General features: G+C 43.2%; 20 protein-coding genes. 9 read left to right on the top strand and 11 right to left on the bottom strand.

Features of this window, described 5'->3' with window-relative positions; all coding sequences use genetic code 11:
* On the bottom strand, positions 1-251 hold a 251-nt coding region (locus tag BO225_RS04495; protein ID WP_143356765.1), incomplete at its 3' end, for a transposase.
* 83 nt (positions 252-334) lie between these two features.
* Positions 335-961 (bottom strand): peptidylprolyl isomerase, encoded by a 627-nt coding sequence (locus BO225_RS04500; RefSeq protein ID WP_076341081.1) that lies wholly within the window; start codon positions 959-961, stop codon positions 335-337.
* Positions 962-1,063: 102 nt separating this feature from the next.
* On the opposite strand from BO225_RS04500, the gene BO225_RS04505 reads away from it, so the two are divergent.
* From BO225_RS04505 to BO225_RS04515, 3 genes are all read left to right on the top strand, one after another.
* Positions 1,064-2,494 (top strand): 6-phospho-beta-glucosidase, encoded by a 1,431-nt coding sequence (locus tag BO225_RS04505; RefSeq protein WP_076341082.1) that lies wholly within the window; start codon positions 1,064-1,066, stop codon positions 2,492-2,494.
* Positions 2,495-2,953: a RidA family protein gene (locus BO225_RS04510; protein WP_076341083.1), complete on the top strand. Its 459-nt coding sequence runs from the start codon at positions 2,495-2,497 to the stop codon at positions 2,951-2,953.
* A gap of 241 nt (positions 2,954-3,194) precedes the next feature.
* Complete coding sequence (locus BO225_RS04515) at positions 3,195-4,046, top strand: AraC family transcriptional regulator (protein WP_076341084.1); 852 nt, start codon at positions 3,195-3,197, stop codon at positions 4,044-4,046.
* A gap of 408 nt (positions 4,047-4,454) precedes the next feature.
* Here BO225_RS04515 and BO225_RS04525 read toward each other — a convergent pair whose 3' ends face one another.
* The 5 genes from BO225_RS04525 to BO225_RS04545 form a co-directional block, all read right to left on the bottom strand.
* Positions 4,455-5,621 (bottom strand): hypothetical protein, encoded by a 1,167-nt coding sequence (locus BO225_RS04525; RefSeq protein ID WP_076341085.1) that lies wholly within the window; start codon positions 5,619-5,621, stop codon positions 4,455-4,457.
* Between the two features lie 197 nt (positions 5,622-5,818).
* Entirely contained in the window at positions 5,819-7,285 is a 1,467-nt protein-coding gene (locus BO225_RS04530) for a glutamate synthase subunit beta (RefSeq protein WP_076341086.1), read from the bottom strand.
* A gap of 11 nt (positions 7,286-7,296) precedes the next feature.
* Entirely contained in the window at positions 7,297-11,769 is a 4,473-nt protein-coding gene (gene gltB / locus BO225_RS04535) for a glutamate synthase large subunit (RefSeq protein WP_076341087.1), read from the bottom strand.
* Positions 11,770-11,780: 11 nt separating this feature from the next.
* Positions 11,781-13,364, bottom strand: a complete 1,584-nt coding sequence (gene asnB / locus BO225_RS04540; protein ID WP_076341088.1) for an asparagine synthase B — start codon at positions 13,362-13,364, stop codon at positions 11,781-11,783.
* Positions 13,365-13,416: 52 nt separating this feature from the next.
* Positions 13,417-15,510: a glutamine synthetase III family protein gene (locus BO225_RS04545; RefSeq protein WP_076341089.1), complete on the bottom strand. Its 2,094-nt coding sequence runs from the start codon at positions 15,508-15,510 to the stop codon at positions 13,417-13,419.
* 213 nt (positions 15,511-15,723) lie between these two features.
* Here BO225_RS04545 and BO225_RS04550 point away from each other — a divergent pair, with 213 nt between their 5' ends.
* From BO225_RS04550 to BO225_RS11995, 6 genes are all read left to right on the top strand, one after another.
* Positions 15,724-16,902, top strand: coding sequence for a glutamine synthetase family protein (locus BO225_RS04550; RefSeq protein ID WP_076341090.1), 1,179 nt, complete (start codon positions 15,724-15,726; stop codon positions 16,900-16,902).
* A 5-nt stretch (positions 16,903-16,907) separates the two neighbouring features.
* The gene (locus BO225_RS04555) at positions 16,908-17,489 is read left to right on the top strand and encodes an ANTAR domain-containing protein (protein WP_076341091.1); all 582 of its coding nucleotides are present in this window, start codon (positions 16,908-16,910) and stop codon (positions 17,487-17,489) included.
* A complete protein-coding gene (gene ybaK / locus BO225_RS04560; protein ID WP_076341092.1) occupies positions 17,486-17,974 on the top strand; it encodes a Cys-tRNA(Pro) deacylase in 489 nt (162 codons plus the stop codon). Before BO225_RS04555 ends, ybaK begins: the two co-directional genes overlap by 4 nt.
* 67 nt (positions 17,975-18,041) lie before the next feature.
* Positions 18,042-18,485 carry a PH domain-containing protein gene (locus tag BO225_RS04565; RefSeq protein ID WP_076341093.1) on the top strand — a complete coding sequence of 148 codons (444 nt, stop codon included), beginning with the start codon at positions 18,042-18,044 and terminating at the stop codon, positions 18,483-18,485.
* Positions 18,478-19,788, top strand: a complete 1,311-nt coding sequence (locus BO225_RS04570; RefSeq protein ID WP_076341094.1) for an alpha-amylase family glycosyl hydrolase — start codon at positions 18,478-18,480, stop codon at positions 19,786-19,788. Before BO225_RS04565 ends, BO225_RS04570 begins: the two co-directional genes overlap by 8 nt.
* Positions 19,789-19,984: 196 nt before the next feature.
* Positions 19,985-20,941, top strand: coding sequence for an NlpC/P60 family protein (locus BO225_RS11995; RefSeq protein WP_083632080.1), 957 nt, complete (start codon positions 19,985-19,987; stop codon positions 20,939-20,941).
* A 95-nt stretch (positions 20,942-21,036) separates the two neighbouring features.
* Here the strand turns inward: BO225_RS11995 and BO225_RS04580 are convergent, their stop codons facing one another.
* The 4 genes from BO225_RS04580 to BO225_RS04595 all read right to left on the bottom strand — a co-directional run bounded on the left by BO225_RS04580 (position 21,037) and on the right by BO225_RS04595 (position 25,886).
* On the bottom strand, positions 21,037-21,525 hold the full coding sequence (locus BO225_RS04580) for a hypothetical protein (protein ID WP_076341095.1): 489 nt from the start codon (positions 21,523-21,525) through the stop codon (positions 21,037-21,039).
* Between the two features lie 103 nt (positions 21,526-21,628).
* On the bottom strand, positions 21,629-22,093 hold the full coding sequence (locus BO225_RS04585) for a PQQ-binding-like beta-propeller repeat protein (protein WP_076341096.1): 465 nt from the start codon (positions 22,091-22,093) through the stop codon (positions 21,629-21,631).
* A 59-nt stretch (positions 22,094-22,152) separates the two neighbouring features.
* Positions 22,153-24,237, bottom strand: a complete 2,085-nt coding sequence (locus BO225_RS04590) for a glutamine synthetase III family protein (protein ID WP_076341097.1) — start codon at positions 24,235-24,237, stop codon at positions 22,153-22,155.
* Positions 24,238-24,260: 23 nt separating this feature from the next.
* A complete protein-coding gene (locus BO225_RS04595; protein ID WP_076341098.1) occupies positions 24,261-25,886 on the bottom strand; it encodes a CTP synthase in 1,626 nt (541 codons plus the stop codon).
* Between the last annotated feature and the right edge of the window lie 120 nt (positions 25,887-26,006).

The following is a 26,006-nucleotide window of genomic DNA, read 5'->3' on the forward strand; positions in this document are numbered from 1 at the left end:
GGATACGAACATCCTCCTGTCAAATATTCCTCAATCGCTTGTATTTTGAATTCTTTTGAATAGGATTGATTTCTTGGTTTCTCCAGAAAAGCTTCAGCATCCGACTTTTGAAATTGTTTTACCCATTTCATTACAGTGTTTGGATTAAGATTTAAATCTTTTCCAATCGTGACGGATCCTTCTCCTTTATTTAAATAGCGCTCAACAACAGATAATTTAAAATCTATAGTGTATTTTGATTTTCTTCCCATATAAAAAGCCCCCTAATAGGACCTCCAAATTTAGTTGTTTGGCGTGTCTACTATTAGGGGAGCTTATCAATGTTTCCTGTCTTTTATTTTGATTCAGTGATCTTGATCGATTCGATCACAGGCTGTTCCTTTTCAGGGATCGTGCCGTTGTTGTCGGTTGGCTTCGCATCCGAGGCGATCTTGTCGACCACATCCATCCCCTCGATCACATGCCCGAAGGCCGCATAGTCTCCATCTAAAAATGGATCATCCGCGTCGCAAATAAAGAATTGCGAGCTCGCGCTATCGGGATCGTTGGAGCGAGCCATCGAAATCGTGCCTCGCGTGTGCGAAAGTTCGTTTTCGACACCATTGCTTTTGAACTCGCCTTTGATTGTTTGATCCGATCCGCCAGTCCCATTTCCGTTTGGATCGCCGCCCTGGATCATGAACCCTTGCATGATCCGATGGAATGTCAAGCCATCATAGAAACCCTCATTGGCTAGTTGAATAAAATTGTCGCAAGTGATCGGCGCTTGAGAAGGATCTAGCTGGACTTTGATCGTTCCATAGTCTTTGACTTTAATATCCGCCACATAGCTTTGGTTTGGATCGATCTTCAATGCCGCTTTTTCTTCCGACGACGCTTTTGAAGCGCAGCCAACAAGAAAGAAGGCTACAAGCATACAAGCGACTAACGAGAATTTATAAAGAATGTTTTTCTGTTTCATAATAATCTCCTTGTGTACATTTTATCGAAGCATTTTGAATAATCAACCCTTTTAATTCCACACAATTCATTGGATAATAGAAGCAATAGGAGGAATTAATCTATGGGATTTAGAAAAGATTTTTTATGGGGCGGAGCTGTAGCGGCTCACCAGCTTGAAGGTGGATGGCAAGAAGGCGGAAAAGGAATCAGCGTCGCCGATGTCATGACGGCTGGCGCAAATGGCGTTCCTCGCCGAATCACAGATGGAGTGATCGAAGGCGAAAACTATCCGAACCATGAAGCGATTGATTTTTATCATCATTATAAAGGGGATATCGAGCTTTTTGGAGAAATGGGCTTCAAAGCGTTCCGTACATCGATCGCCTGGACGCGGATCTTTCCAAATGGCGATGAAGAAGAACCAAACGAAGAAGGCTTGAAGTTTTACGATGACCTTTTTGATGCTTGCTTAGCGCAAGGCATCCAGCCAGTCATCACCTTGTCGCATTTTGAAATGCCATGGGGAATCGTTAAAAAATACAATGGATTCGCCGATAAAAGAGTGATCGACTTGTTCGTACGTTTTGCCAAAGTTTGCTTCGAACGCTATAAAGGCAAAGTCAAATATTGGATGACCTTCAACGAAATCAATAACCAAACAGATTGGACAAGCGCGCATCATTTGATCCAGGACAGTGGAATTCTAGTCAAAGAAGGCGACAACCAAGAACAGCTCATGTACCAGGCGGCGATCAATGAACTCGTAGCTAGCGCAAGAGCTGTCAAAGCCGCACACGAGATCGATCCAGACATGATGGTCGGATGCATGATCGCATTCTGCCCGATCTATCCTTACTCCTGCAATCCTAGAGATATCATGAAAGCCTACAACGCGATGAATACACGGTATTGGTTTGGCGACGTACATTGCACAGGAAAAGTTCCAACAATGATCGAAAAGCTTTGGGAACGGGATGATCTTCATATCGACTTGAGCGAAGAAGAGAAAAAAGACTTATTGTCAGGAACGGTGGATTACGTAGGATTCTCTTACTACATGTCTTTCGCTACAAAAGACAAAGATGAAAACGATAAGACATTCGACTATACCGAATCCAAAGACCTTGTGAAAAACGAATATGTCAAAGCGAGCGAGTGGGGATGGCAGATCGATCCGCTTGGTTTACGCTATTCGCTCAACTGGGTATGGGATCGCTGGCATAAGCCGATGATGATCGTTGAAAACGGATTTGGGGCAGTCGATATGATCACTCCGGAAGGCACGATCGAAGACGATTATCGCATCGACTATCTCGCTAGCCATATCGAAGCGATGCGGGATGCTGTCAACTATGAAGGTGTCGATCTACTAGGTTATACGATGTGGGCACCGATCGATATCGTATCCGCATCCACTGGAGAAATGAAGAAACGCTATGGATTCATCTATGTCGATAAAGACAACGATGGAAACGGCACATTGGATCGCATGAAGAAAAAATCGTTCGATTGGTACAAACATGTGATCGAGACGAATGGAGAAGAGCTTTAAGTGAGTATTGAATCAAGATTAAAAGAACTTGGGATCGAGCTTCCCGAAATGGCTGCGCCCAAAGGAAGCTATATTCCAGTTCAAAAAGCAGGTCATTTATTATTTTTAAGCGGACAGCTTCCAACAAAAAACAACGCCTTGATCTATACAGGCCACGTAGGAAGCGAAGTCAGTCTAGAAGAGGCGAGTCAAGCCGCCAAACTTTGCATGATCAACTCGTTAGCGGCACTCAAAGCGAGTCTAGGCGATCTGGAACGAGTCAAAAAGATCGTCAAGCTTCAAAGCTTTGTCAACAGCGCACCAGACTTTACCCAACAACATGTCGTTACTAATGGAGCCAGCGACTTCTTGCAAGAAGTTTTTGGCGACAAGGGAAGACACGCAAGAACAGCTGTCGCGGTTCCCGAGCTTCCATTAGGTTCTCCAATCGAGATCGAAATGATCGTTGAGATCGATTGATGCACTCTTTTGATCGTCACTTGAGTGATAAAGAATGCATTTTTAATGATCACGCTATATGGCGGCAGAGTATAAAAAACTCTGTCGCTTTTCTTTTTGATCCGTTGTGATGATGTTCCAATTACTCAATTGTAATCTCTCTTTATTGTGCAAGAATAGAGAGGAAAGAATAAAAGAATAAATCTATAATAAAAGTGTATTCATTGAAATACAGTATAGTCTATGTGATTAAGGAGGTCTTATGGAATGGATTGAACGATTAAATCAAAGCATGAATTATATTGAGGAACATTTGACAGATGAAATTGACTATGATCAGCTTGCTCGAATAGCTTGCTGTTCTACGTACCATTATCAAAGAATGTTTACCTATATGGCGGGAATCACTTTGGCAGAGTATATCCGAAGAAGAAAAATGTCTTTAGCAGCGGTGGATTTGCAGGGTGGAGAGGCAAAGATTATTGATGTTGCACAAAAATACGGTTACCGTTCTCCGACTGCATTTAACAGAGCGTTCCAGTCTTTTCATGGGATCGCCCCCTCGTCCGTGAAAGACGAGGGAATTTCCGTGAAATCATTTTCTCCCATTGTGTTTAGAATGAGTATAAAAGGAGCGACAGAAATGGATTATAGAATTGAAACAAAAGAATCTTTCCGCATTATTGGTGTATCTGCACCACTTGAAAAGGAAATCGAAAACAACTTTATGGTAGTCCCAAAGATGTGGGAGGATGCCGCTAAAAATCAAACAATACAGAAATTGGCAACAATGATGGACTCGTCGCCTAAAGGACTTTTAGGCGTGAGTGTCTGCAACGATGTGGAACAATGGAAATATTTTATTGCGGTTTCCAGTACAAAAGCGAGCGATGAGTTTGAAGAATACATCGTACCTGCATCAACTTGGGCGATATTTTCTGGAACAGGTACAAATCAATCTATCCAGGAATTGGAGCAGCGGATCATAACCGAGTGGTTACCTACATCTGGATATGAATATGCCAACGCGCCCGATATTGAGGTTTATTTAAATCCAGACCCGCAAAACGCTAAGTATGAAGTATGGATCCCAGTGTCAAAAAAGAATTACTAAGTGCCTCATGGATTTAAATCCTGAGAAGCACAAAGGCGACCCAATAAAGAAGATAGAGCGAATACAGTTCAATTTTTTAGGAAATGACAAAATGAATAAGAATCTTAAAAACAAAGATTTTTAGACCACAAATCAGCTATATCCATGATCGCGTCTCAAAGATAGTGGACCACTCCATCAGCTTACAAGGGTCTACTAGTATCGACGATAGCATGTCGTGTCCAATAGAGCCAGTGACTTTTTACAAGAAGTCTTTGGCGACAAGGGAAGACATGCGAGAACAGCTCTCGCGGTTCCCGAGCTTCCATTAGGATCTCCAATCGAGATCGAAATGATCGTTGAGATCGACTAATTTCAAAAAAAAGAGAAGTGGATTAAAAATAAAAGATCCTGCTTCTCTTTTATTTGTTATAAAATGTAGAATTTATGATGATCGACCAAAAATTTCCAATTCAAAGTCTTCGTATCGTTTCCAAATAAAACAAGGACATGATCTCCATCGATCTTTTGAATCACACCTTCTCCAAACGATTCATGAACGATTTTCATATTAATTTTAGGCTTTAAGGAGGCAGGAGAACGCTCTTCCATACCTTTTTCTTTTTGAAGAGATGAAAAAGAATACTTTTCCCAATATTCTTTTTCCACTTTTTTTAAAGCTAGATAATATTTCCCGTGGACAGATTTCAAGCGTGCAAGCATTGTTTTCATTTCATAATCGCTTACGCTAGCGACTGGCGAATTGAAGAGCAGCTTGCTTTCGTATAAACTAAATCGATCGTTCTCATACCAAGAATCAGGAAGAAAATAGTGGAATTCCTTATAAGAGAAAAAGTAGATGTAGGTTTCTTTCGAGTTGATATCTTCAAAAACAGTTCCTGGTTCATAAAGAAAGGAAATCTTTTCAGGAATTATATTTTCCTCATTTATTTCTTTGATCAACAAGCTTTTTGTGATTTTCTTTATCACTTTCTGAATGGAACCTATAATTTCATTGACTTCGTTTTTCTGCATGATCGAAAACAAAAAGATCTCATTCTCCTCATAAAACTTCGGGTCCGATGGATCGATCCAAAAATGGTGCTTGCGAAACGAAATCATGATGGATAGATCAGTCGTTCTTTTATGACACATCAAAAACACTTCATTCTTTCCACCTGATAATTTCTTGTAAAAGAAACACAACTGACCCGTTTTATTTTTCACAAGATCGCCCACTTCGAAACCAGGATTGGAATGAAAAGTAAAATACTGTTGATAAAAATGTTGATGCTTTTGACACAAGATACGCCGATCGATCGCGTGCTCCCATTGCTTAGGCAATTTTGAATCAAAGTAGAGAACATGATCTTCCGGAATATATACGGACGGGAAAAACAAAATATAAGAATCTTTAACGACTCCGTTTGAACCATACAAGTTTTTACAAAACATTTTTTTATCAAAAGGATACTTTTTATGACTTGTACTCATCGGGTATCCCCAAAATCCATCTTCTCCCACCTTTACAACAAGATAAGGGCGTTTTTCATGTCCAGAAGGAATCCATCGAAGATCCTCCTCTTCAACAGGCATTGTACAGAACCATATCTCACGAGGTTCATACTGTCTCGAGGGTCGTTTCTTTGTAGCGTTCGATTGCTCAGTGTTAGAAGAGAAGAGAGCGAAAAATTGAAAAAGCTTAGTTTGAAGCCAACGAATTATATTCATATTTTTATTATATAGAAATGTAAAAAAAGCCACAAATCCTTTTGGATCGATGGCTAAACTTACTATTTATATCCTTCTAAATTGGAGTATCCCATCAAGTATTGATCGATCTCTTTTGCGCATTCGATCCCTTCGTGGATCGCCCAAACCACAAGAGATTGACCCCTTCTTGCATCTCCTGCCGCGAACAAAGGCAGCTCCTCATCCACTTGATAATGCAAAGGAAGCGTTTTGATCGTATTTCTTGGCGTCACTTCCAAATCAAAGCTTTCCTTTAAAGAATCTTCGATCCCGACAAAGCCTGCTGCGACTAAGAGCACATCACAAGGAAGGACTTGTTCGCTTCCTTCGATCTTTTCAGGACCATGAGGACCCATTTTGACATTGCAAATATGGACTTGGCAAATATGCCCATCCATCACATCGATCGATTCCACAGTTGTATTGTAAAGTCTAGGATCGCTTCCTTGCACATACGCGACTTCTTCTTGTCCATAATCGGTCTTCAAGACATTAGGCCATTCAGGCCAAGGATTAGAATCTAGCCTCTCTTTAGGAGGTTCTGGCATCATTTCTAATTGGGTGATATTTGTCGCACCTAAACGAACAGCTGTTCCGCAACAGTCATTTCCCGTATCTCCACCACCTACGATCACGATCGCTTTGTTTTGAAGATCACATAAAGGAAGCTGGAGCTGTAAGCTTTTTGTCACCTCACTCAAGAAATCGACCGCATAGTAAACGCCATCGACTTCATCGATCGCCTCGAGGATCGATCTTGGCTTTTTAGCGCCCGCGCATAAAGCGATCGCGTCAAATTCCTCGAGCAATTCAGAACAGCTGACCGTTTTGCCAACCTCCGTATTGGTAAAGAATTCGATCCCTTCCTGCTTCATGAGCTGGATCCTTCGATTCACGATCATTTTTTCCAGCTTCATGTTGGGGATCCCGTACATGAGAAGACCTCCAGGCGTATCCTCTCGTTCATACACACGAACGATATGACCTCTTTGATTGAGCGTATGCGCAAGAGCAAGACCGCTCGGACCAGAACCGATGATGGCGACCTTTTTTGAAGAGCGCACAGTCGGGATCTTCGGTTTCATCAACCCCTCATCAAAAGCGGATTCAATAATAAATTTCTCATTATCGTGAATGCACACAGGAAGCCCCTCCAAGCCATTCAAGCAGGCTTTCTCGCACAGAGCAGGGCATACGCGACCAGTAAATTCAGGAAATGGATTGGTCTTCAATAATCGATTTAGAGCATAGGCGATATTATCTTGATAGATTTCCTCGTTCCATTCTGGAACGAGGTTGTGCAATGGACATCCTGTCACTCGACCTTTGAGCTCGATCGCGGATTGGCAAAACGGAACGCCGCAATTCATGCATCTAGCCGCTTGTTCTTTTCGAACGGCCTCATCTTGATCTATATACAACTCTTCAAAATCATAGATGCGCTCTGAAACCGAGCGTTTCCCATTTTCTTTTCGTTCAAATTCTAAAAATCCCGTTGGTTTTCCCATTCTATGACCTCCTATGCATGGATCGAGCGGAATGCCTTGAGTTCCGCCTCATCTTGATCGAAACCTTGATCGATCAGCGATTTGATCTCGTTTTTGATCTTTTTATAATCTCTTGGAATGATCTTTTTAAAATGCGGCAGCGCTTCATCAAAATGTGATAAAAGCTCTTTCGCTTTTTTTGAATGTGTCGCTTCGTAATGCTCCTTCAATAAGCTGTAGATCGCTTCTACATCTTGTTTATGTGAGACGTTTTCCATGTCGACCAGCTCATCGTTGAGGCGTTCATATAAATCGTGTTCAACATCATAAATGTAGGCGATTCCTCCCGACATACCGGCAGCCACATTTTTTCCAGTGCGGCCTAAGATCAAAACGGTTCCTCCAGTCATATATTCTAACGCGTGATCTCCACATCCTTCTACGACGGCTGTCGCACCAGAATTTCTTACACAGAATCTTTCGCCCGCTTTTCCTTGAATCAACGCTTTTCCTTCTGTTGCTCCATAAAGAGCCACATTGCCGATGATCACGTTTTGATCGGCCTCAAAAGGAGAAGATGGATCGACAGAAACGATGAGCTTTCCACCCGACAATCCTTTTCCAAAGTAGTCGTTGGCATCCCCGACAAGATCAAAAGTAACACCTTTAGGAAGGAAAGCGCCAAAGCTTTGGCCGCCCACACCTTCTAAATGCAACGTGAACGTGTCTTCCTCTAACGTGTTTTGATATTTACGAGTGACCATGGAGCCAAATTCCGTACCAAAGGCGCGATCCAAAGAACTGATCTTCAAACGCTCCTGGTGAGGGATTGGATTGGAGAGCATGAATGGTTTGAAAGCTGGATAAACATCCACCATATCGAGCCGTTCATCCAATTTAAAATCAAAGAATGTTTTTTCGCCCGAAGACAAGTAGACAGGCTTCTTGATCATTTCTTTTAACCGAGCGATATGCAAATTTTCCTCATCCTCTTCGCGGATCTGCAAGCATTCACTATGACCAACCATCTCATCGAGTGTCCTAAAGCCAAGCGAAGCCATGATCTCCCGAAGCTCTTGAGCGATAAATTCCATAAAGTGTACGATATATTCAGGCTTTCCTTTGAACCGTTTGCGCAATTCCTTATTTTGGGTCGCGATCCCGAATGGGCAAGTATCCAAATTACATACCCGCATCATCCGACATCCCATCGTAACAAGAGGAGCTGTTGCGAAACCAAATTCTTCCGCTCCAAGAAGAGCGGCGATCGCCACGTCGCGACCTGTCATGAGCTTTCCATCTGTCTCCACGTACACACGATCACGCAAATTGTTTTCTACAAGCGCATGATGCGTTTCGATCACGCCAAGTTCCCAAGGAAGACCTGCATGATGGATCGAGCTTTGCGGAGCGGCCCCCGTTCCTCCATCGTGCCCCGAAATCAAGATGACTTGAGTGCCCGCTTTCGCCACGCCGCAAGCGATCGTTCCAACCCCCGATTCGGACACGAGCTTGACAGAAATACGCGCTTGATCGTTCGCGCATTTTAAATCATAGATCAGCTGCGCGAGATCTTCGATCGAATAAATATCGTGATGAGGAGGAGGAGAAATCAGTGTGACGCCAGGCGTCGAGCAGCGCGTTTTTGCGATCCAAGGATACACTTTATTTCCTGGTAGATGTCCTCCTTCGCCAGGTTTTGCGCCTTGCGCCATCTTGATTTGAATTTCTTTGGCAGAAACAAGGTATTCGCTCGTCACCCCAAAACGACCTGAAGCGACTTGTTTGATCGCGCTGTTTTTATTCGTGTATAGACGTTCCTTTTCTTCGCCGCCTTCTCCAGAATTCGATTTTCCGCCAATCGAATTCATCGCGATCGCCATGCATTCATGCGCTTCTTGAGAGATCGAGCCATACGACATCGCACCCGTCTTAAAACGTTTTACGATCGATTCGACACTTTCGACTTCTTCGATGTCGATCGCTTCTCTTTCATAAACAAAATCCATACAAGAACGAAGCGTATGCGGATGATGTTCTGCGTTGAGACGAGAAGAGTATTCCTTGAAAAGCGAATAGTCGTTTTCCCAACAAGATCTTTGAAGCAGAACGATCGATTTAGGATCGTAAAGATGATCTTCTTTATCTGGTCCGCTTCTTAGCTTATGGAAGCCGATCGAATCGAGCGAGGCGTCCGTGCCTAAACCAAGTGGATCGAAGGCATGGTCGTGATGATAGATGATATCGCGTTCCATTTCCTCTAATCCAACGCCACCAATGCGGGAAACCGTATTCGTGAAATATGTATCGATCACTTCTTTACCAATACCGATCGCTTCAAAGATCTGTGCCCCCTGATATGATTGAAGCGTAGAAATTCCCATTTTGGCTGCGATCTTTACGATTCCCATCAAGATCGCTTCATTGTAGTCTGCGATCGCTTTCGATGGTTCTTTATCGAGTATATCTAGATCAATCATTTCCTCGATACATTCATGAGCTAAATATGGGTGGATGGCACTCGCTCCATAGCCTAACAAGCAAGCGAAATCATGAACGCGCTTTGGTTCGCCGCTTTCGACGATCATCGAGATCGCTGTTTTCTTTTTCGTCTTGATCAAATGTTGTTCAAGAGCGGAAACCGCTAAAAGGGAAGGGATCGCCATGCGGCTTTCATCAACGCCGCGATCCGATAAGATCAAGATATTGGCGCCTTGCCGATATGCTCGATCCGCTTCTACGAATAAGTGCTCGATCGCATCCTTTAAAGGCATCCCACGATAGAAGAGAGTCGATAAGACATATGGTTTGAAGCCTTCCTTATCGAGATTTTTGATCTTATCCATATCTTGACTATCTAAGATCGGATGCTCGATTTCAAGAACGCGACAGTTTTCTTTAACATCCTCTAACAAGTTTCCGTCGGAACCAATATATACAGTTGTATCCGTCACGACTTCTTCACGTAAAGAATCGATCGGTGGATTGGTGACTTGTGCGAACAATTGCTTAAAATATTGGAATAGATTCGGATGAAGCTTGCTGAATGGCGCTAATGGAATATCGGTTCCCATGCTCGCGATCGGTTCTTTATGCATCTTGGCCATTGGCAAGATCTGCTCTTTCATATCTTCATACGTATATCCAAAATATTTATAAAGACGATCTCGTTGCTCCTGGGTATGGATCCGGGTTTTTTTGTCTGGCGCTGAAAGACTTTTTAAATGGAGAAGAGATTGGTGGAGCCATTCTCCATAAGGATGCATTTTCGCATACTTTGCTTTGAGCGCTTCATCTTCGATCAAGCCAGCGCCTTTCGTATCGATCACCAACATCTTGCCAGGCTCTAATCGTGATTTTTCCACGATTTGATCGGCAGGAAGGTCTAAGACACCCACTTCGGAAGACAAGATCAAGGTGTTGTCTTTCGTTATATAGTAACGCGCAGGACGGAGCCCATTTCGATCGAGCTGAGCGCCCACGATCTCGCCATCCGAAAAAAGGATCGCGGCAGGACCATCCCAAGGCTCCATCATGGTCGCGTAATAATGATAGAAATCGTATTTGTCTTTCGACATATTTGTATGTTTATAGGGTTCAGGAACAAGGATCATGAGCGCTTTGACAAGATCCATACCATTCATCATCAAAAATTCAAGCGTATTGTCCAGACGCGCGGAATCGGATCCAGTCACATCCATCACGGGAAGGATCTCTTGAAAATTGGATTCAATAAGCGAAGAATGCATGCTTTCTTCTCGCGCCATCATCCTGTTTTCATTGCCTTGGATCGTATTGATCTCGCCATTATGGGCGATCAAACGATTTGGATGGGCTCTTTTCCAGGAAGGTGTCGTATTGGTCGAAAAACGGGAATGGACGATCCCGATCGCGCTTTGATAGTTTGTATCTTGCAGGTCGTCATAAAAAGCACGCAACTGATCGACCAAGAACATGCCTTTGTAGACGATCGTTCGACTCGATAAAGAAGCCACATACGTATCTTTGGCGCACTTTTCGAATTCGCGGCGCACTAAATAGAGCTGACGGTCGAAATCGAGACCTTTTTCGATCGAATCAGGCCGTTCAATGAATCCTTGATAGATCAAGGGCATGCATTCTAAAGCCGCTTCGCCTAAGATCTCTGGATGGCACGGCACTTTACGCCAGCCTAAAAAGCGCAACCCTTTTTTCGCGACGATCGTTTCGAAGAGCTTCATCGATTGGGCGCTTTCTAGTGTGGAGTTTGGAAAAAAGAACATGCCCACACCATAATCGCCTTCTTCTTTTAAATCGAGGGGAAGTCGGGAAAAGAAGGAATGAGAGATTTGTAGCAAGATCCCGACACCATCGCCTACTTTACCGCTCGCATCTTTTCCAGCTCGATGTTCAAGCTTTTCTACGATCTGTAAAGATTGATCGACGATCGAATAACTTTTGATCCCATTCATTTGAACGACGGCGCCAATTCCGCAAGCATCGTGTTCGTGATTCAAATAATGCATAGACTTCCTCCTTAAATTCCACTATCTCCATAGTTCGATAAATAGCGAGCGCTCGGATCGCTCACTTGACAACCTTCCCAATTTTGATTTGGGAGCCAGAAATCTTTGACCATCTCGTCTTGGCCAGGATAGTATTTTTCAAAAAGCTCGCGATACAGCAGCGACTCCTTCGTGTATGGCGTTGCGTGCTTGTATTGCTTTCTTTTCTCTTCGTATTCTTCATCGCTGTAGAATGCTTCTGCGAAATGCTTGATCGAATCGGCCATAGAATGTCCGACGGCATCCGAGAACGCGGCTTTTTCACGCATCAAGATCGAATACGGCAACAAGTCGTCGCCTTCAAACGCGTGACGAAGTAAATATTTTCCTTTATTGTACGTATTGATTTTTTTTGCCGGATCGATATGCATGACATAATCGACAAAGTCGAGATCCCCAAAAGGAACACGCGCTTCCATAGAATGGGAAGCGATGCATCGATCCGCCCGCAAAACATCATACATGTGGATCTCGCGCATCCGTTTTTCCGCTTCTTTTTGGAACGCTTGCGCGCTAGGAGCGAAATCCGTATATTTGTATCCAAACATTTCATCGGAAATCTCCCCGGTCAATAAAACACGGACATCGCTCATTTCGTGGATCTTTTTGCAGATAAGATACATTCCAATGCTCGCGCGAATCGTCGTGATGTCATAGGTCCCTAACGCTTGAATGACTTCTTCAAGGGAAGAGAGGACATCGTGTTCGTCGATGATGATCTCATGATGATTGCTTTGTATATATTCAGCAACTTCTTTGGCGTATTTTAAGTCGATCGCATCCTGATCCATTCCGATCGCGTAGGTTTCGATCGGCTTGCTGCTTTTGGATTGAGCGATCGCGCAAACAAGCGATGAATCCAGCCCGCCAGAAAGAAGATAGCCGATAGGCGCGTCGGAATCTAACCGTTTTTCCACACCAGCGATCAACTTGTCGTGAATGTTTTTCGCGATCGTTTCCAGATCGTCATCGAGATACGAATCGACCTGGCTGACATCCTTATAACAAATGAATTCCCCGTCTTTATAATAATGACCTGGAGGGAAGGGCAAGATCTTTTCGCAAAGAGCCACTAGGTTTTTAGGCTCGGAAGCAAACACGATCGAGCCGTTTTGCGTATAGCCATAATAGAGTGGCCGAATGCCGATCGGATCGCGAGCCGCGATCAACTCGTTGCTCTTTCCATCATATAGGACTAACGCATATTCCGCGTCGAGCATCGAGAACATCTTGCATCCGTATTCTTGATAGAGCGGCAGCAAGATCTCGCAATCCGATTCGGAACCGAACGTATATCCAAGCTGGATCAGCTTTTCTTTGAGCGGCTTGAAGCCATAGATCTCACCATTGCATACGATTTTAGAGCGATTCAAGCTGAACGGCTGCATTCCTTCGGGGTGAAGACCCATGATCGCTAATCGTTGGAACGCGATCCAGCCATGATCCGTTTTTTCGATGCGCATCGCATCGGGCCCGCGGGATGTCGTAGGCATGAACGCTTGTTCAATTTGTTTTTGAGTGATTGTTTGATCGGTTGTCACGAAAATCGTACACATAATTATACCTCCTGAAAAATTGGACCGACAGGATCCTGTCGGTCTTTAATTGTTAGATGATCCCAAAGAGGAGTTTTCCATACGTTGGGAATGGCCAATATTCACTGCCTGTGAGCATTTCAAGTTTATCGCATGGCTTTCTTAGAGCATCCATGGCTGGGATGATACGATCACGGACATAGGCAGCGGCAAGTTCAAAGTTATCGATCGCATGCAGCTTATCGAGATCGCTTTGCAGGGTAAGGAGCGCTTCATTTGCTTGTTCAAGCTCATTGGATATGGCTTCTAGCGTGCTCGCTTCATAACCAACTGGAAGCGATTGCGATACGCTTGCCTTCAACAAGATCGTGTCGGCTAATTCCTTTTCAAAGCGGATGATCGAAGGCAAGATTTGTTTTTTCGCCATATCGACCATCGTCAGCGCTTCGATATTCAAGATCTTTGTATATTCTTCCATCATGATCTCGTAGCGTGAAAGGATCTCGTCTTTGCTTAAGACGCCTTGGCGTTCAAAGAGTTCGATATTTTCTGGCAAGATGCTGTAAGGAAGCGCGTCAACGGTTGTTTTTAGATTGAGAAGGCCACGCGCTTTTGCTTCCTCGATCCAAGAATCATCGTACCCATTTCCATTAAAGATGATTCGTTTATGATTTCTAAGTGTTTCTTGGATCAGTTGATGCAATGTGGTATCGAAATCTTCGGCGTTTTCTAAAATATCCGCATATTCTTGAAGCGCATCGGCGATGACGGTGTTCAGCATGATATTTGGCTGTGCAACAGACAGAGCGGAACCAGGCATTCTGAATTCAAATTTATTGCCTGTAAACGCGAATGGGGAAGTTCGGTTACGGTCGGTCGTGTCTTTTTGGAAATTTGGCAACACGCTCGCGCCGATCCTCATATATTCGTGCTCGCCTTCAATATATGGTGTATCGTTTTCAATCGATTCTAAGATCGAAGTCAGCTCATCACCTAAGAAGATCGAAATGATCGCAGGAGGTGCTTCGTTGGCACCTAAACGGTGGTCGTTTCCAGCCGTTGCGACCGAAAGACGAAGCAGGTCTTGGTGTTCGTCGACAGCTTTGATTATAGCTGCTAGCATGAGCAAGAATTGCGCGTTTTCGCTTGGTGTTTCTCCTGGTTCCAGTAAGTTGATCCCTGTATCTGTGGAAATGGACCAGTTGTTGTGCTTGCCGCTTCCGTTGATGCCTTCAAATGGCTTTTCGTGAAGCAAAGCGACAAGACCGTGTTTTTTAGCGACTCTCTGGATGATTTCCATTGTTAGTTGGTTATGATCGACTGCGATGTTCGTTGTTGAAAAGACAGGAGCGAGTTCGTGTTGTGCTGGAGCGACTTCGTTGTGTTCTGTCTTGGCGCTGATCCCAAGTTTCCATAGCTCTTCGTTCAGCTCGTTCATGAATTTTTGCACGCGGGATTTGATCGTTCCAAAGTAATGGTCTTCCATTTCTTGGTTTTTTGGAGCCATCGCGCCAAAGAGCGTTCGACCTGTATAGATCAAGTCTTTGCGTTGTTCATAATACTCTTTATCGACCAAGAAATATTCTTGTTCTGGACCAAGGGTCGTCTTGATGCTTTTGACATCGTCGTGCCCAAAAAGCTTTACGATGCGAAGCGCTTGCTTGTTGATCGCTTCCATCGATCGAAGTAGCGGCGTCTTTTTGTCGAGAGCGAAACCTGTATAGGAACAGAAGGCTGTAGGAATGCAAAGAACGCCATCTTTGATAAAGGCATAGCTTGTTGGATCCCAAGCTGTATATCCTCTAGCTTCGAATGTGGCTCTCAGTCCGCCATTCGGGAAGCTAGACGCGTCTGGTTCACCTTTGATGAGCTCTTTTCCAGAAAAAGACATGATGACCGTTCCATCGTTTCGTGGTTCGATGAAGCTATCGTGCTTTTCAGCGGTCACACCTGTCATTGGCTGGAACCAGTGGGTAAAGTGGGTCGCGCCCTTTTCGATTGCCCAAACTTTCATCGCGTGAGCGACTGCGTTGGCGATCTTGATATTGAGCGGTTTTCCATCTTGGATCGTCTTTTCTAATTCTTTGAATGTTTCTTTCGGTAAGCGTTCTTTCATCGTCTTTTCGTTAAAGACGTTCGTTCCGTACATTTCTGAAACTTTATCCATAGTGATTCTCCTTCTTATTCAACAAAAAAAAGCAAAGGCCTAGTATCCACCCTTGAAAAAGGGATGTTTACGACGCCTTTGCCGTTGATCTGGTTCTATTATAACGAGATATATATTCTTGTCAATAATTTTCTGAAAAAAGATGAAAAATATTTTCATTGTTTGAAAGAAGATCCGTCATTGCGTATAATTAGAAAGATACAGGAGATTTTTATGGATACGATAGATGAATTATTGAGTTTTCTCGAAGAAGAGGATGTCCGCTTTATTCGGTTGACCTTTTATGATATGTATGGCGTTCAAAAGAATATCTCGATCTTGCCAGATCTGCTTCCTCGCGCATTGCAGGAGGGGATCGCGATCGATACGTTTGCGATCCCTTCGCTGAGTGCTCGATCGGGAAATACGTTATATTTAAAGCCAGATCCAAAAACGATGAGCGTATTGCCATGGCGTTCTAATGAAGGCAATGTGATTTCTTTGATCTGCTCGATCTATGAAGCGGATGGCTCGCCATGTGCATACGATGGAAGAAGAATGCTTCAAGAAACGCTGAAGGAGGCGGTTCAGAGCGACTTGTTTTTGAACTTGTCGACTCAATTCGAGTTTTATTTGTTTTTGCAGGATGAAATGGGAAACGATACCCATCGTCCTCTCGATTATGCTTCTTTTATGGACGTCGCTCCTGAAGATAAAGGGGAAAATATACGCCGGGATATTTGTTTGACGCTCTCTGAAATGGGCTTGCAGCCTCAGGCAAGCTATCATCAGGCGGGTTTCGGGCAAAATGAGATCGACTTTCACAGTTCCTCTCCGCTTCAAGCCGCGGATGAGGCGATGATCTTTAAATGGGTCGTCAAGATCTTGGCCAACGCGAATGGATTGTTCGCTGATTTTTCGCCCAAGCCTTTAGAAAATGGTCCGGGAAACGGAATGCATATCAAATTCTCGTTTTCGAAGCATGAAAACAGGAAAAAGATCGAATCGTTCATCGCGGGGATCCTACAGCATATTCGCGCAATGACTTTGTTTTTAAATCCGATCAACGCCTCTTATGCGCGTTTTGGCAAAGAGAAAGCGCCTGACCATATCACATGGTCTTACGAGTTTCCATATGAGCTCATTCATATCGATCCGAAAAACAAACATATCTTTGAGCTCCGCTCTCCGGATCCGCAATGCAATCCATATTTATGCTTTTCATTATTGATCAAGGCCGGTATGGATGGGATCGCTCAAGATCTCGTCTTGGAAAGGCCGCTTGGGGCGACTTGTGATCTTGGGACGATCCAACGGCTTCCTAAAAACAAGGAAGAGGCGTATGCTTGCGCGATCAACGATCAATGGCTCCTTTCCATCGTGCCTCGCGAATTGATCGAGCTGTATCGATAATCGGTATGAAAGAAAAGAAAAAAGTCATGATCATCGGAAAGATCAAAGAGAAGGCTCCGTATAAAGAGCTTTTTCCCTCTTCGATCTATGCGCCATTGACGATCTATGAAAGTGTTGTCGAAGCTAAACACAAGCTAGCTTCTGAGCATTTCGATCTCATTTGGATCCAGGGATTGCTTCAAGTACAGCAAGCTAAAGAGATCGCGATGGTCTACAATACGATGGTCCTTTTGTTTGTTAAAGCGACGATCTATGATCAAGTTGCCTATCAAATGCGGGATGCACGCGTTTTCGTATTCTCGTTCCCGATTTCTCGATCGACAATGAGCCAAGTCGTCTCGATGGTGGAACAATTCAGCGAAAAGACAAAAACGTTAGAACGAAAGCTTTTCCTTGCACAGAAAAAGTTGAAAGATATCAAGATCATCGATCGCTGCAAGATGGAATTGATGCACTATTTTCATTGGAACGAAGATAAGGCACATCATTATATGGAAAAATGCGCAATGGATCAAGGCGTTTCAAAGTTGCAGATCGCGCATACGATCCTAGCGAAACTCGAATTAAAAAAGGAAGCGAATGCATGAAAAAACAAAAAACGAACGCGATGCGAATACTAGAATCCAACAAGATCCCTTATATAGAGCATGAATACGAGCATCGTAAAGACGATCCAGTCGATGGGATCCATGTTGCGCAAACGATCGGAGAACCTGTAGAACGTGTCTATAAAACATTAGTATGTACGGGAAGCGATAAAGACAATTATGTTTTCATGATCCCGGTCGATCAAGAGCTGGATCTAAAAAAATGCGCCAAGGCAGCACATCTCAAACATATCGAAATGCTCCCTCTTAAAGATCTTACGAAGACCACCGGATATATTCGTGGAGGATGTTCGCCTTTAGGAATGAAGAAAGTCTTCAAGACATGGATCCAAGAGGACGCGATGCTTTATGACACGATCTTTTTTTCAGGAGGAAAGATCGGTCTACAAATCGAGGCAAACGCCAACGATCTATCGAAGGTGATCGATATTGAATTTGCCGATCTGATCAAAAGCGCAAACTAGGGACCACTTGGTCCTTTTTTTAAGCTTGTTTCTCGAATCGCGCGATCGACAATGCTAGAATCATAATATGAAAAAATTGAGCTGGGTCATCGTTTATAGCTTTATGTTTGGCTTTTTGTTCTTTATGATCATCGCTTCTCTCGTTTCAAATCGTATGGAGCCTGCCGCTGTAGTCTGCAATGATTATTTTGTGGAGTTCGACGGTTTGATCTATGATCAGATTCCATATTCCAATATACGCTCGATCGATTATATTCGAAATGGAGAGATTCGAAGAAGCGGTAAACTCGATGGTCTTGAATATAAAAACTATGTATGTGGGCATACAAAAGTTATAGGCTATGGAAAATGTGATGTTTTTTATTATATTTCCAATCCGAACTTTATCGTTTTGAAGACCAAGGATAAAACGATCCTTTATAACGAAAAGAGCGCTACAGAGACAGAAAAAATGTTTGACGAGATCTCAGCTCATATTCCAAAACGATCGGAGGAATCAAAAAATGAATGAACCATGGTACAACAAAAGTGTTTTTTATCAAATTTATCCATTAGGGGCTACAGGCGCTCCCTATGAAAATGATCATCAAGAAGTGCATCGTCTTCTACAATTGGAGGAGTGGATCCCCAATTTAAAAAAGCTAGGGATCGATTGCATTCTTTTGAATCCTGTCTTTGATTCAACATCGCATGGGTATGATACGATCGATTATAAAAAAGTCGATCCTCGTCTAGGGGACAACGCAGATTTGAGCCACTACGTATCGCTATGTCACAAGAAGGGGATGCGCGTCATTCTCGATAGTGTGTTCAATCATGTAGGAAGAGAGTTTCCTCCTTTTTTAGATGTGCTCAAGAATAGGGAAGCCTCAAAATACTTGAACTGGTTTCACATTGACATGAATCAAAACAACAGCTATGACGATCATTTATCTTATTTAGATTGGGAGGGGAATTCCAATCTTGTCAAGTTGAATCTAAAAAATCCAGAGGTCAAAAACTATTTGTTCGATGTCGTCAAGTTCTGGGTCGATACATTCGATATCGATGGTCTGCGCTTGGATGTGGCGTATTGTTTGGATCCAGATTTTCTAAAAGAACTGCATACGTTCGCGAAAAGCTTGAAACCGGATTTCTTCTTGTTAGGAGAAACGCTGCATGGCGATTATAACCAATGGGTCAACGAACAAATGCTCGATTCTTGTACGAATTACGAGTGCTATAAGGGATTGTATTCGAGCTTCAACACTCGAAACTTCTTTGAGATCCTATACTCGTTCAATCGGCAATTCGGCAATGAGCAATGGTGCCTTTATAAAGGAAAGCATTTATTCAATTTTGTCGATAACCATGATGTTGAGCGGATTGCTTCGATCTTAGATGTAAAGGCCAATTTGCCGCTGATTTATACGATGCTCTTTACGATGCCGGGTATTCCTTGCCTGTATTATGGAAGCGAATGGGGAATCGAAGGGAAAAAAGGCAATATGGATCGGGACATTCGTCCAAATATCGAGTCGTTGAAATGGAACGCTTTGACAGACCGTATCCAAAAACTGATCGAGATCCATCATGATCATTCGGCTTTGATCGATGGCGATTATTCCCAGATCGCCTTGACGAATACCGCGTGTATCTATCAAAGAAAGAATGCCGAGGAGACGATTTGGTGCTGTATCAACTTGGATGAAAATCCGGTCGATCTTCCTGTCAATGTCGATCAAAATATGGAAGAGCTTCTCAGCAATGAAAAAGAGAAGATCGAAAATACAGTGCATTTGGGATCGCAATCCGCAAAAGTTTTGCTTTTTTAATTGCATTTGTACTTATTAATGAGGGATTCCCCTCTTTTTTTAATTTCTATAAAAATATAACTGATATAAATGTGAAATGCACATAAAGTTTGTAAAATCAAGGGATATGCTTTACAAACTGAGATCCTTCCTGTAAAGTTTGGACTTGTGAATTCGAAGTACGAATTCGGACTAAAAAACAGGAGGAAATCTAAGGATGAAAAATATTTCAAAAGTAGGATTGGCCACTGCATTACTCATGTCCCTTCAACTTTTCACACCTGTCATGGCTGCTGAGAAACAAGACGGCCTCGGGATCGGAAAAGCGATGGAATATTATAAAGTTGAATTAAATAATGAAAACTCGCTTCATGCTGTGGTCAGCGAAGCCTTTAACAAAGATATTGAACAATTTGAAAAGAAAGAAACGGAAAAAGGAATCCAATTTGTATCGGATTCAATCATCATCGATGTCAATGGTGTCGATCTAGAGCAAGAAGGATTCCAAATGGTAAAGATGGCGATGACAACGAAAAAGAAAGAACTCTCGCCGCTCTTGCCAGCGAGCGCGAAACCGCTTGCCCAAAATGAAGATATCGTCAACATCAAAAAAGCATTGATCGAGATCAAAGATGAGCAAACTCCAGAGCTCACAGTTCCTGAAACGCTAAAGACACAAGAAAACCAAGAAATCAATATCGATTCTTTGATCGAAGCAACGGATAATTCTGGAGACGTCGATGTTCAAATCGATGGGGAAGTCAACTACGCTATCCCTGGAATCTATACTCTGAATGTGCAAGCAAAAGATGCCAGCGGGAACATAACTCAAAAAACAATCCAAGTCGATGTTGAAAAAGACGACTTTTATGATCGCATCGCGCAAGCGGCCAAAGCGCAGCTTGGGGTTTATCAAGATTGCACGATGCTTGTGACAAACGCTTTAAAAGCGGTTGGGATCAATTTCCACGGTTGGCCAGAAGAGTATTTATCGCTTGGTGATTTGACTAATGATCCAGTTCCTGGAGACATTGTCGTCTATTCGGGTCATGTTGGACTTTATATTGGAGATGGACAAGTCGTTCATGGCGGTTGGAATGGAAACCAAACCGTGATTGCATCGGTGGAATGCGATAAACCTTTGATCGGGTTCGTTCACGTTCGTAAACCATAATATTTCATCAAGACTCTCTTATAGGGAGTCTTTTTTTACGAAAAAAAGAGGATCCATTATGAAGGTGGTCCTCTTTTTCACAAAATATATAGAATCTAGTCGTCTTTTTCAGAACCGATCGCATCTTGTGTTGCTGCGAGCATTGGTCGGATATCAAGATCTACGACATCTTTCAACTCTGGATTGGTTGGTTTTCCGTTTTCGTCAACTGTAACGGCATCAACACCGTTTTCCTTGATGAAGTTTTCTACATATTCGACTTGATCAAGCCAATCTGTATCGATGCTCATTTGTGTGTCTTTGTCTGGTCCATAGAGCTGTTCGAGTTCAGTGATCGCGTTTCCATCTTGATCGACGAATTCCATCATCACATCCGAAAGCTGATCGCCATCTTTAACGATCGTAGCGTTGACAGTTCCTCCATTATCATAGACAGCAGTGCCTTTAAGCTCTTTCTTTTCCGTTGTTGTTTCCGTTGTTTTGTCCTCTTTGGCACTATCGTCTTTTGGGGTTTCTGTGCTTGAATTTGCGCAGCCCGCCAATAAAAGTAAGGAGAGAGCGGTTAAAGTTAATTTTTTGTTCATGGTGTAAGCCTCCTATAACCCTAATTCTAAACGGAGTTGAACGAATTTCAATGTTGATGCTCATAAAAAAAAGGCTGATTTCTCAGCCTCGTTCATTGTAAATTTATTTCGCGTCTGCTTCTTTGACAGCTTCCATGATGTCAGTCAAATTGATCGTGCATCCAGATTTTAGATCTTCATCTTCTGCATAACCATCTTTGTCCAATTTAACTGCGTCAACACCGTTGTCGATGATGAATTGTTCAAGATATTTTACTTGTTCATACCATTCTTTACCGATGCTAGAAGCTTCTTTCATTTTATAGTCATCGCCAAGTTCTTTTTTAGAAGAACCGTCTTTGATCTGGTCGATCGTGATCGAAGTGATCTTTCCGTTTTCTTTTTCGATATCCGCTTTTGTAACATTACCATCTGCATCTGTTACTTCTGCAGAGGATTGTGCTCCACCAGCTTCATCTGTAGTTGTGTTTACAGATTCATCTGTTGTTTCTTCTTTTTTTGTATCGTTACTTGCGCATCCTGCCAACAAGAACAAAGACAACGTGCCTAAAATGAGTTTCTTATTCATTCTCATTACCTCCTACGCACCTATTGTACTATAAAAATAGATGAATACAAATATTTAACTCAAAAAGACTTAAAAAGCATATCATTATAATCCGGAAGTGGCCAATCCGATTTGCTTACATTCTTTTCGATCAGATCCGTCAGCCTACGGATCGTCTCCATGAGCGGAAGCAGTTCATCGCAAGCGAAGCGAGCCATGATTTTTTCATTTTCTAGTGGGGTCTCGATCAATCGTTCAAGTGTTCCGACGTGTTCGGAAACGATCTCAAGCGGTTCGTTGATCTGTTTCAGGATCTTTTCTTCCATAGGCGCTTGGATGCCGCATGCCTTTTTTGTTTGGATGATTTGAGCAAGTTTCGCCTCGTAATCAAAGATCGCCGGCAATATTTCTTTTCGAAGCATGTAAACCATGGTCTTGGCTTCGATGATGATCACTTGATAATAGTTCAACAGCAAGATATTCTCTCTTGCATAAAGCTCTTGCGGAGAATAGACATTATGTTTTTCAAAAAGAGAAAGATTTTTTGGATCTGTATAGTGAGGCAGAGCATCCGCTGTGCTTTTTAATTCAAGAAGGCCGCGCCGCTTAGCTTCCTCTTTCCAAGAATCGCTGTATCCGTTTCCAGAAAAACAAATCCGATTGTGTTCTTTTAAAGTCCGTCGAATGATCTGGATCAGCGCTTCCGTTCTTTTGTGTTCTGGATAGCACTCCAGCTCGGTTGAAAACTGATCGAATTCTTCCGCTACGATGGTATTCAAGATCGTATTCGGGCACGATATGTTCAAATTCGAGCCAAGCATCCGAAACTCGAACTTATTTCCCGTAAAAGCGAATGGAGAGGTGCGGTTGCGGTCCGTCGAGTCTTTAGCTAAGCTAGGGAGCACTTGAAGACCGAGCTCCAATTTCTTATCGATCTGATCCACATATTCGCTGCCTTCTTCGATCGCCTTCAAGATCGCTGTGAGCTCTTCGCCTAAGTAGATCGAAATGATCGCTGGCGGAGCTTCATTGCCTCCTAAGCGGTGATCGTTGCCAGCGCTCGCCACAGAAATACGAAGAAGGTCTTGATATTCGTCGACCGCTTTGATGATCGCAGTAAGGACCGTTAAAAAGCGGATGTTATCTTGTGGCGAATCGCCAGGTTCTAGCATGTTTTCACCCTCATCGGTCGAGAACGACCAGTTGTTGTGCTTGCCGCTTCCGTTGATCCCATCAAAAGGTTTTTCATGAAGCAGGCAAACAAAACCATGATGCTTCGCACATTTTTGAAGCACTTCCATCGTTAGCTGGTTTTGGTCGTTGGCTAAATTCGTAGACGTATAGACAGGAGCGATCTCGAATTGACAAGGAGCGACTTCCTTATGTTCGGTTTTAGCGAATACGCCTAGCTTCCATAATTCCTCATCGACTTCTTCCATGAACGCTTTGACTCTTTCATCAATATTGCCGAAATAATGGTCGTCGAGTTCTTGTCCTTTAACTGGCGCGCAGCCAAAGAGCGTACGTCCTGTCACCATTAGATCGATCCGTTGCTTATACATCTTTTCATCGATCAGGAAATACTCTTGTTCTGGGCCGACTGTGATGTTGATCTTCTTGACGTTATAGCCCATTAAATCGAATAAGCGGATCGCGGAATCATTGAGGGCCTCGATCGAGCGGAGAAGAGGTGTTTTTTTATCCAACGCGCTTCCATCGTAAGAACAGAATAAAGTCGGGATATACAATGTTTTATCTTTGACAAACGCGTAGCTCGTCGGATCCCATGCCGTATATCCTCTCGCTTCAAATGTCGCGCGAAGACCCCCGGAAGGGAAGGAGGAAGCGTCCGGTTCGCCTTTGATCAGTTCTTTTCCGCGAAAATCAGAAAGGATCGAATTTTCTCCTGTCGGATTGATGAAGGCGTCATGTTTTTCAGCGGTGATCCCTGTCATTGGCTGAAACCAATGGGTATAATGGGTGGCGCCTTTTTCCATCGCCCAGTCTTTCATCGCGTTGGCGACCACATCGGCGATCTCGGCAGGAAGAGGCTCTCCATATTCCATGACTTGATTAAGCTTTTTAAAGACAGAATTTGGTAAATACTTCTGCATTTCGTGTTTCGAGAAGACGTTGCACGCAAAATATTCATCCACAGTTTTCATTGCCAAAATTTCCTTTCTTCTTTTTATTGATCGGCGTTTTCTTTTTCTTTTTTATATTGAATGCTGTTTTCGATCAAACCGACGAATAATGGGTGAGCGCGGTTTGGTCGCGATTTGAATTCAGGATGGTATTGCACACCTACATAAAATGGATGATCTTTATATTCGATCGCTTCTACGAGCTGCTTGTCTGGAGAATTACCGGTGATCATCATTCCATTTTGCTCAAATTCAGCGCGGTATAAATTGTTGAATTCATAACGATGACGATGTCTTTCTTCGATCAAGTCTTTCTCGTAGTATTTGGAAAGCATAGAATTTGGATGGATCGCGCACGGATAGGCGCCTAAGCGCATCGTTCCGCCTTTTTTGATCGTATCGCTTTGGTCTTCCATAAAATCGATGATCGTATGCGTGCTTTTTGGATCGAATTCATAACTGTTCGCATCTGCATAGCCAAGCGCATCCCTGGCAAAGGCGATCGCCGCGATCTGCATCCCTAAACAAATCCCTAAATAAGGGATCTGATGGTGTTTGGCGTAGTTGGCGACCTTGATCATTCCTTCGACGCCGCGGCCTCCAAAGCCGCCAGGCAAGATAATGCCATCGACTCCTTCAAATACGACATCGAGATCTTGGTCTTCCAATGTTTCAGAATCGACCCAGCAAATATCGACTTTGGTCTCGAATTGGAATCCAGCGTGATAGAGCGCTTCCGAAACGGAGAGATAGGCATCGTGAAGTTGCACATATTTTCCCACTAATGCGATCGTGACGCTTTCTTTCGAGTTGTGGATATGCTCGACCATGTTTTTCCAATTCTCAAGATCAGGTTTACGGACTTCTAGATCGAGTTTTTCGCAAACGATATCCGCCATTCTTTGTTCTTCGAGCATCAAAGGAACTTCGTATAATGAATCGAGAGTCGTGTTTTCGATCACACAGTCTTTTTCAACGTTACAAAATAAAGAGATCTTATCGAGAACAGATTGCGGGATCTTCTCATCGCAGCGCGCGATGATCATATCTGGATTGATCCCATGCGATTGCAGCTCTTTGACAGAATGCTGGGTTGGTTTTGATTTGTATTCCTTGCTTCCTGAAATATAAGGGATATATGTCACATGCAAAAACAAACAATTGTTTCGGCCGACTTCAAGGGGAACTTGTCGGATCGATTCTAGAAAAGGCAAGGATTCCATATCGCCAGTCGTTCCTCCGATCTCGGTGATGACGACATCCGCTTGCGCGTGTTTTCCAGCTTGGATGACGAAATTACGGATCTCGTTGGTCACATGCGGAATGACTTGAACTGTTTCACCTAAATATTTGCCTTCACGTTCTTTATTGATTACATTCCAATAGACTTTTCCAGTCGTTAAGTTGGAATATGTATGCAGATTTTCATCGATAAACCGTTCATAGTGGCCTAAATCAAGATCGGCTTCCAATCCATCGTCGGTCACGAACACTTCACCATGTTGATAAGGAGACATCGTGCCAGGATCGACATTGATATATGGATCGAGCTTTTGCGAAGTCACCTTATAGCCTCTTGCTTTTAAAAGGCGGCCTAAAGAAGCGGCGCTGATCCCTTTTCCAAGACCAGAGACGACGCCTCCAGTTACGAAGATGTATTTTGTATTCATATTCTATACCTACCTATGAAAACATTTTAGAGGTTCACTATTTGTCTGTCAAAAAGTTTTCAGAACTTTTTCATTTCCATTTCTGCGATATGATAGAATAAGAAGAAATGATTGGAGGCT

The organism is Dubosiella newyorkensis (genome assembly GCF_001945605.1).
Taxonomy (GTDB): domain Bacteria; phylum Bacillota_I; class Bacilli_A; order Erysipelotrichales; family Erysipelotrichaceae; genus Dubosiella; species Dubosiella newyorkensis.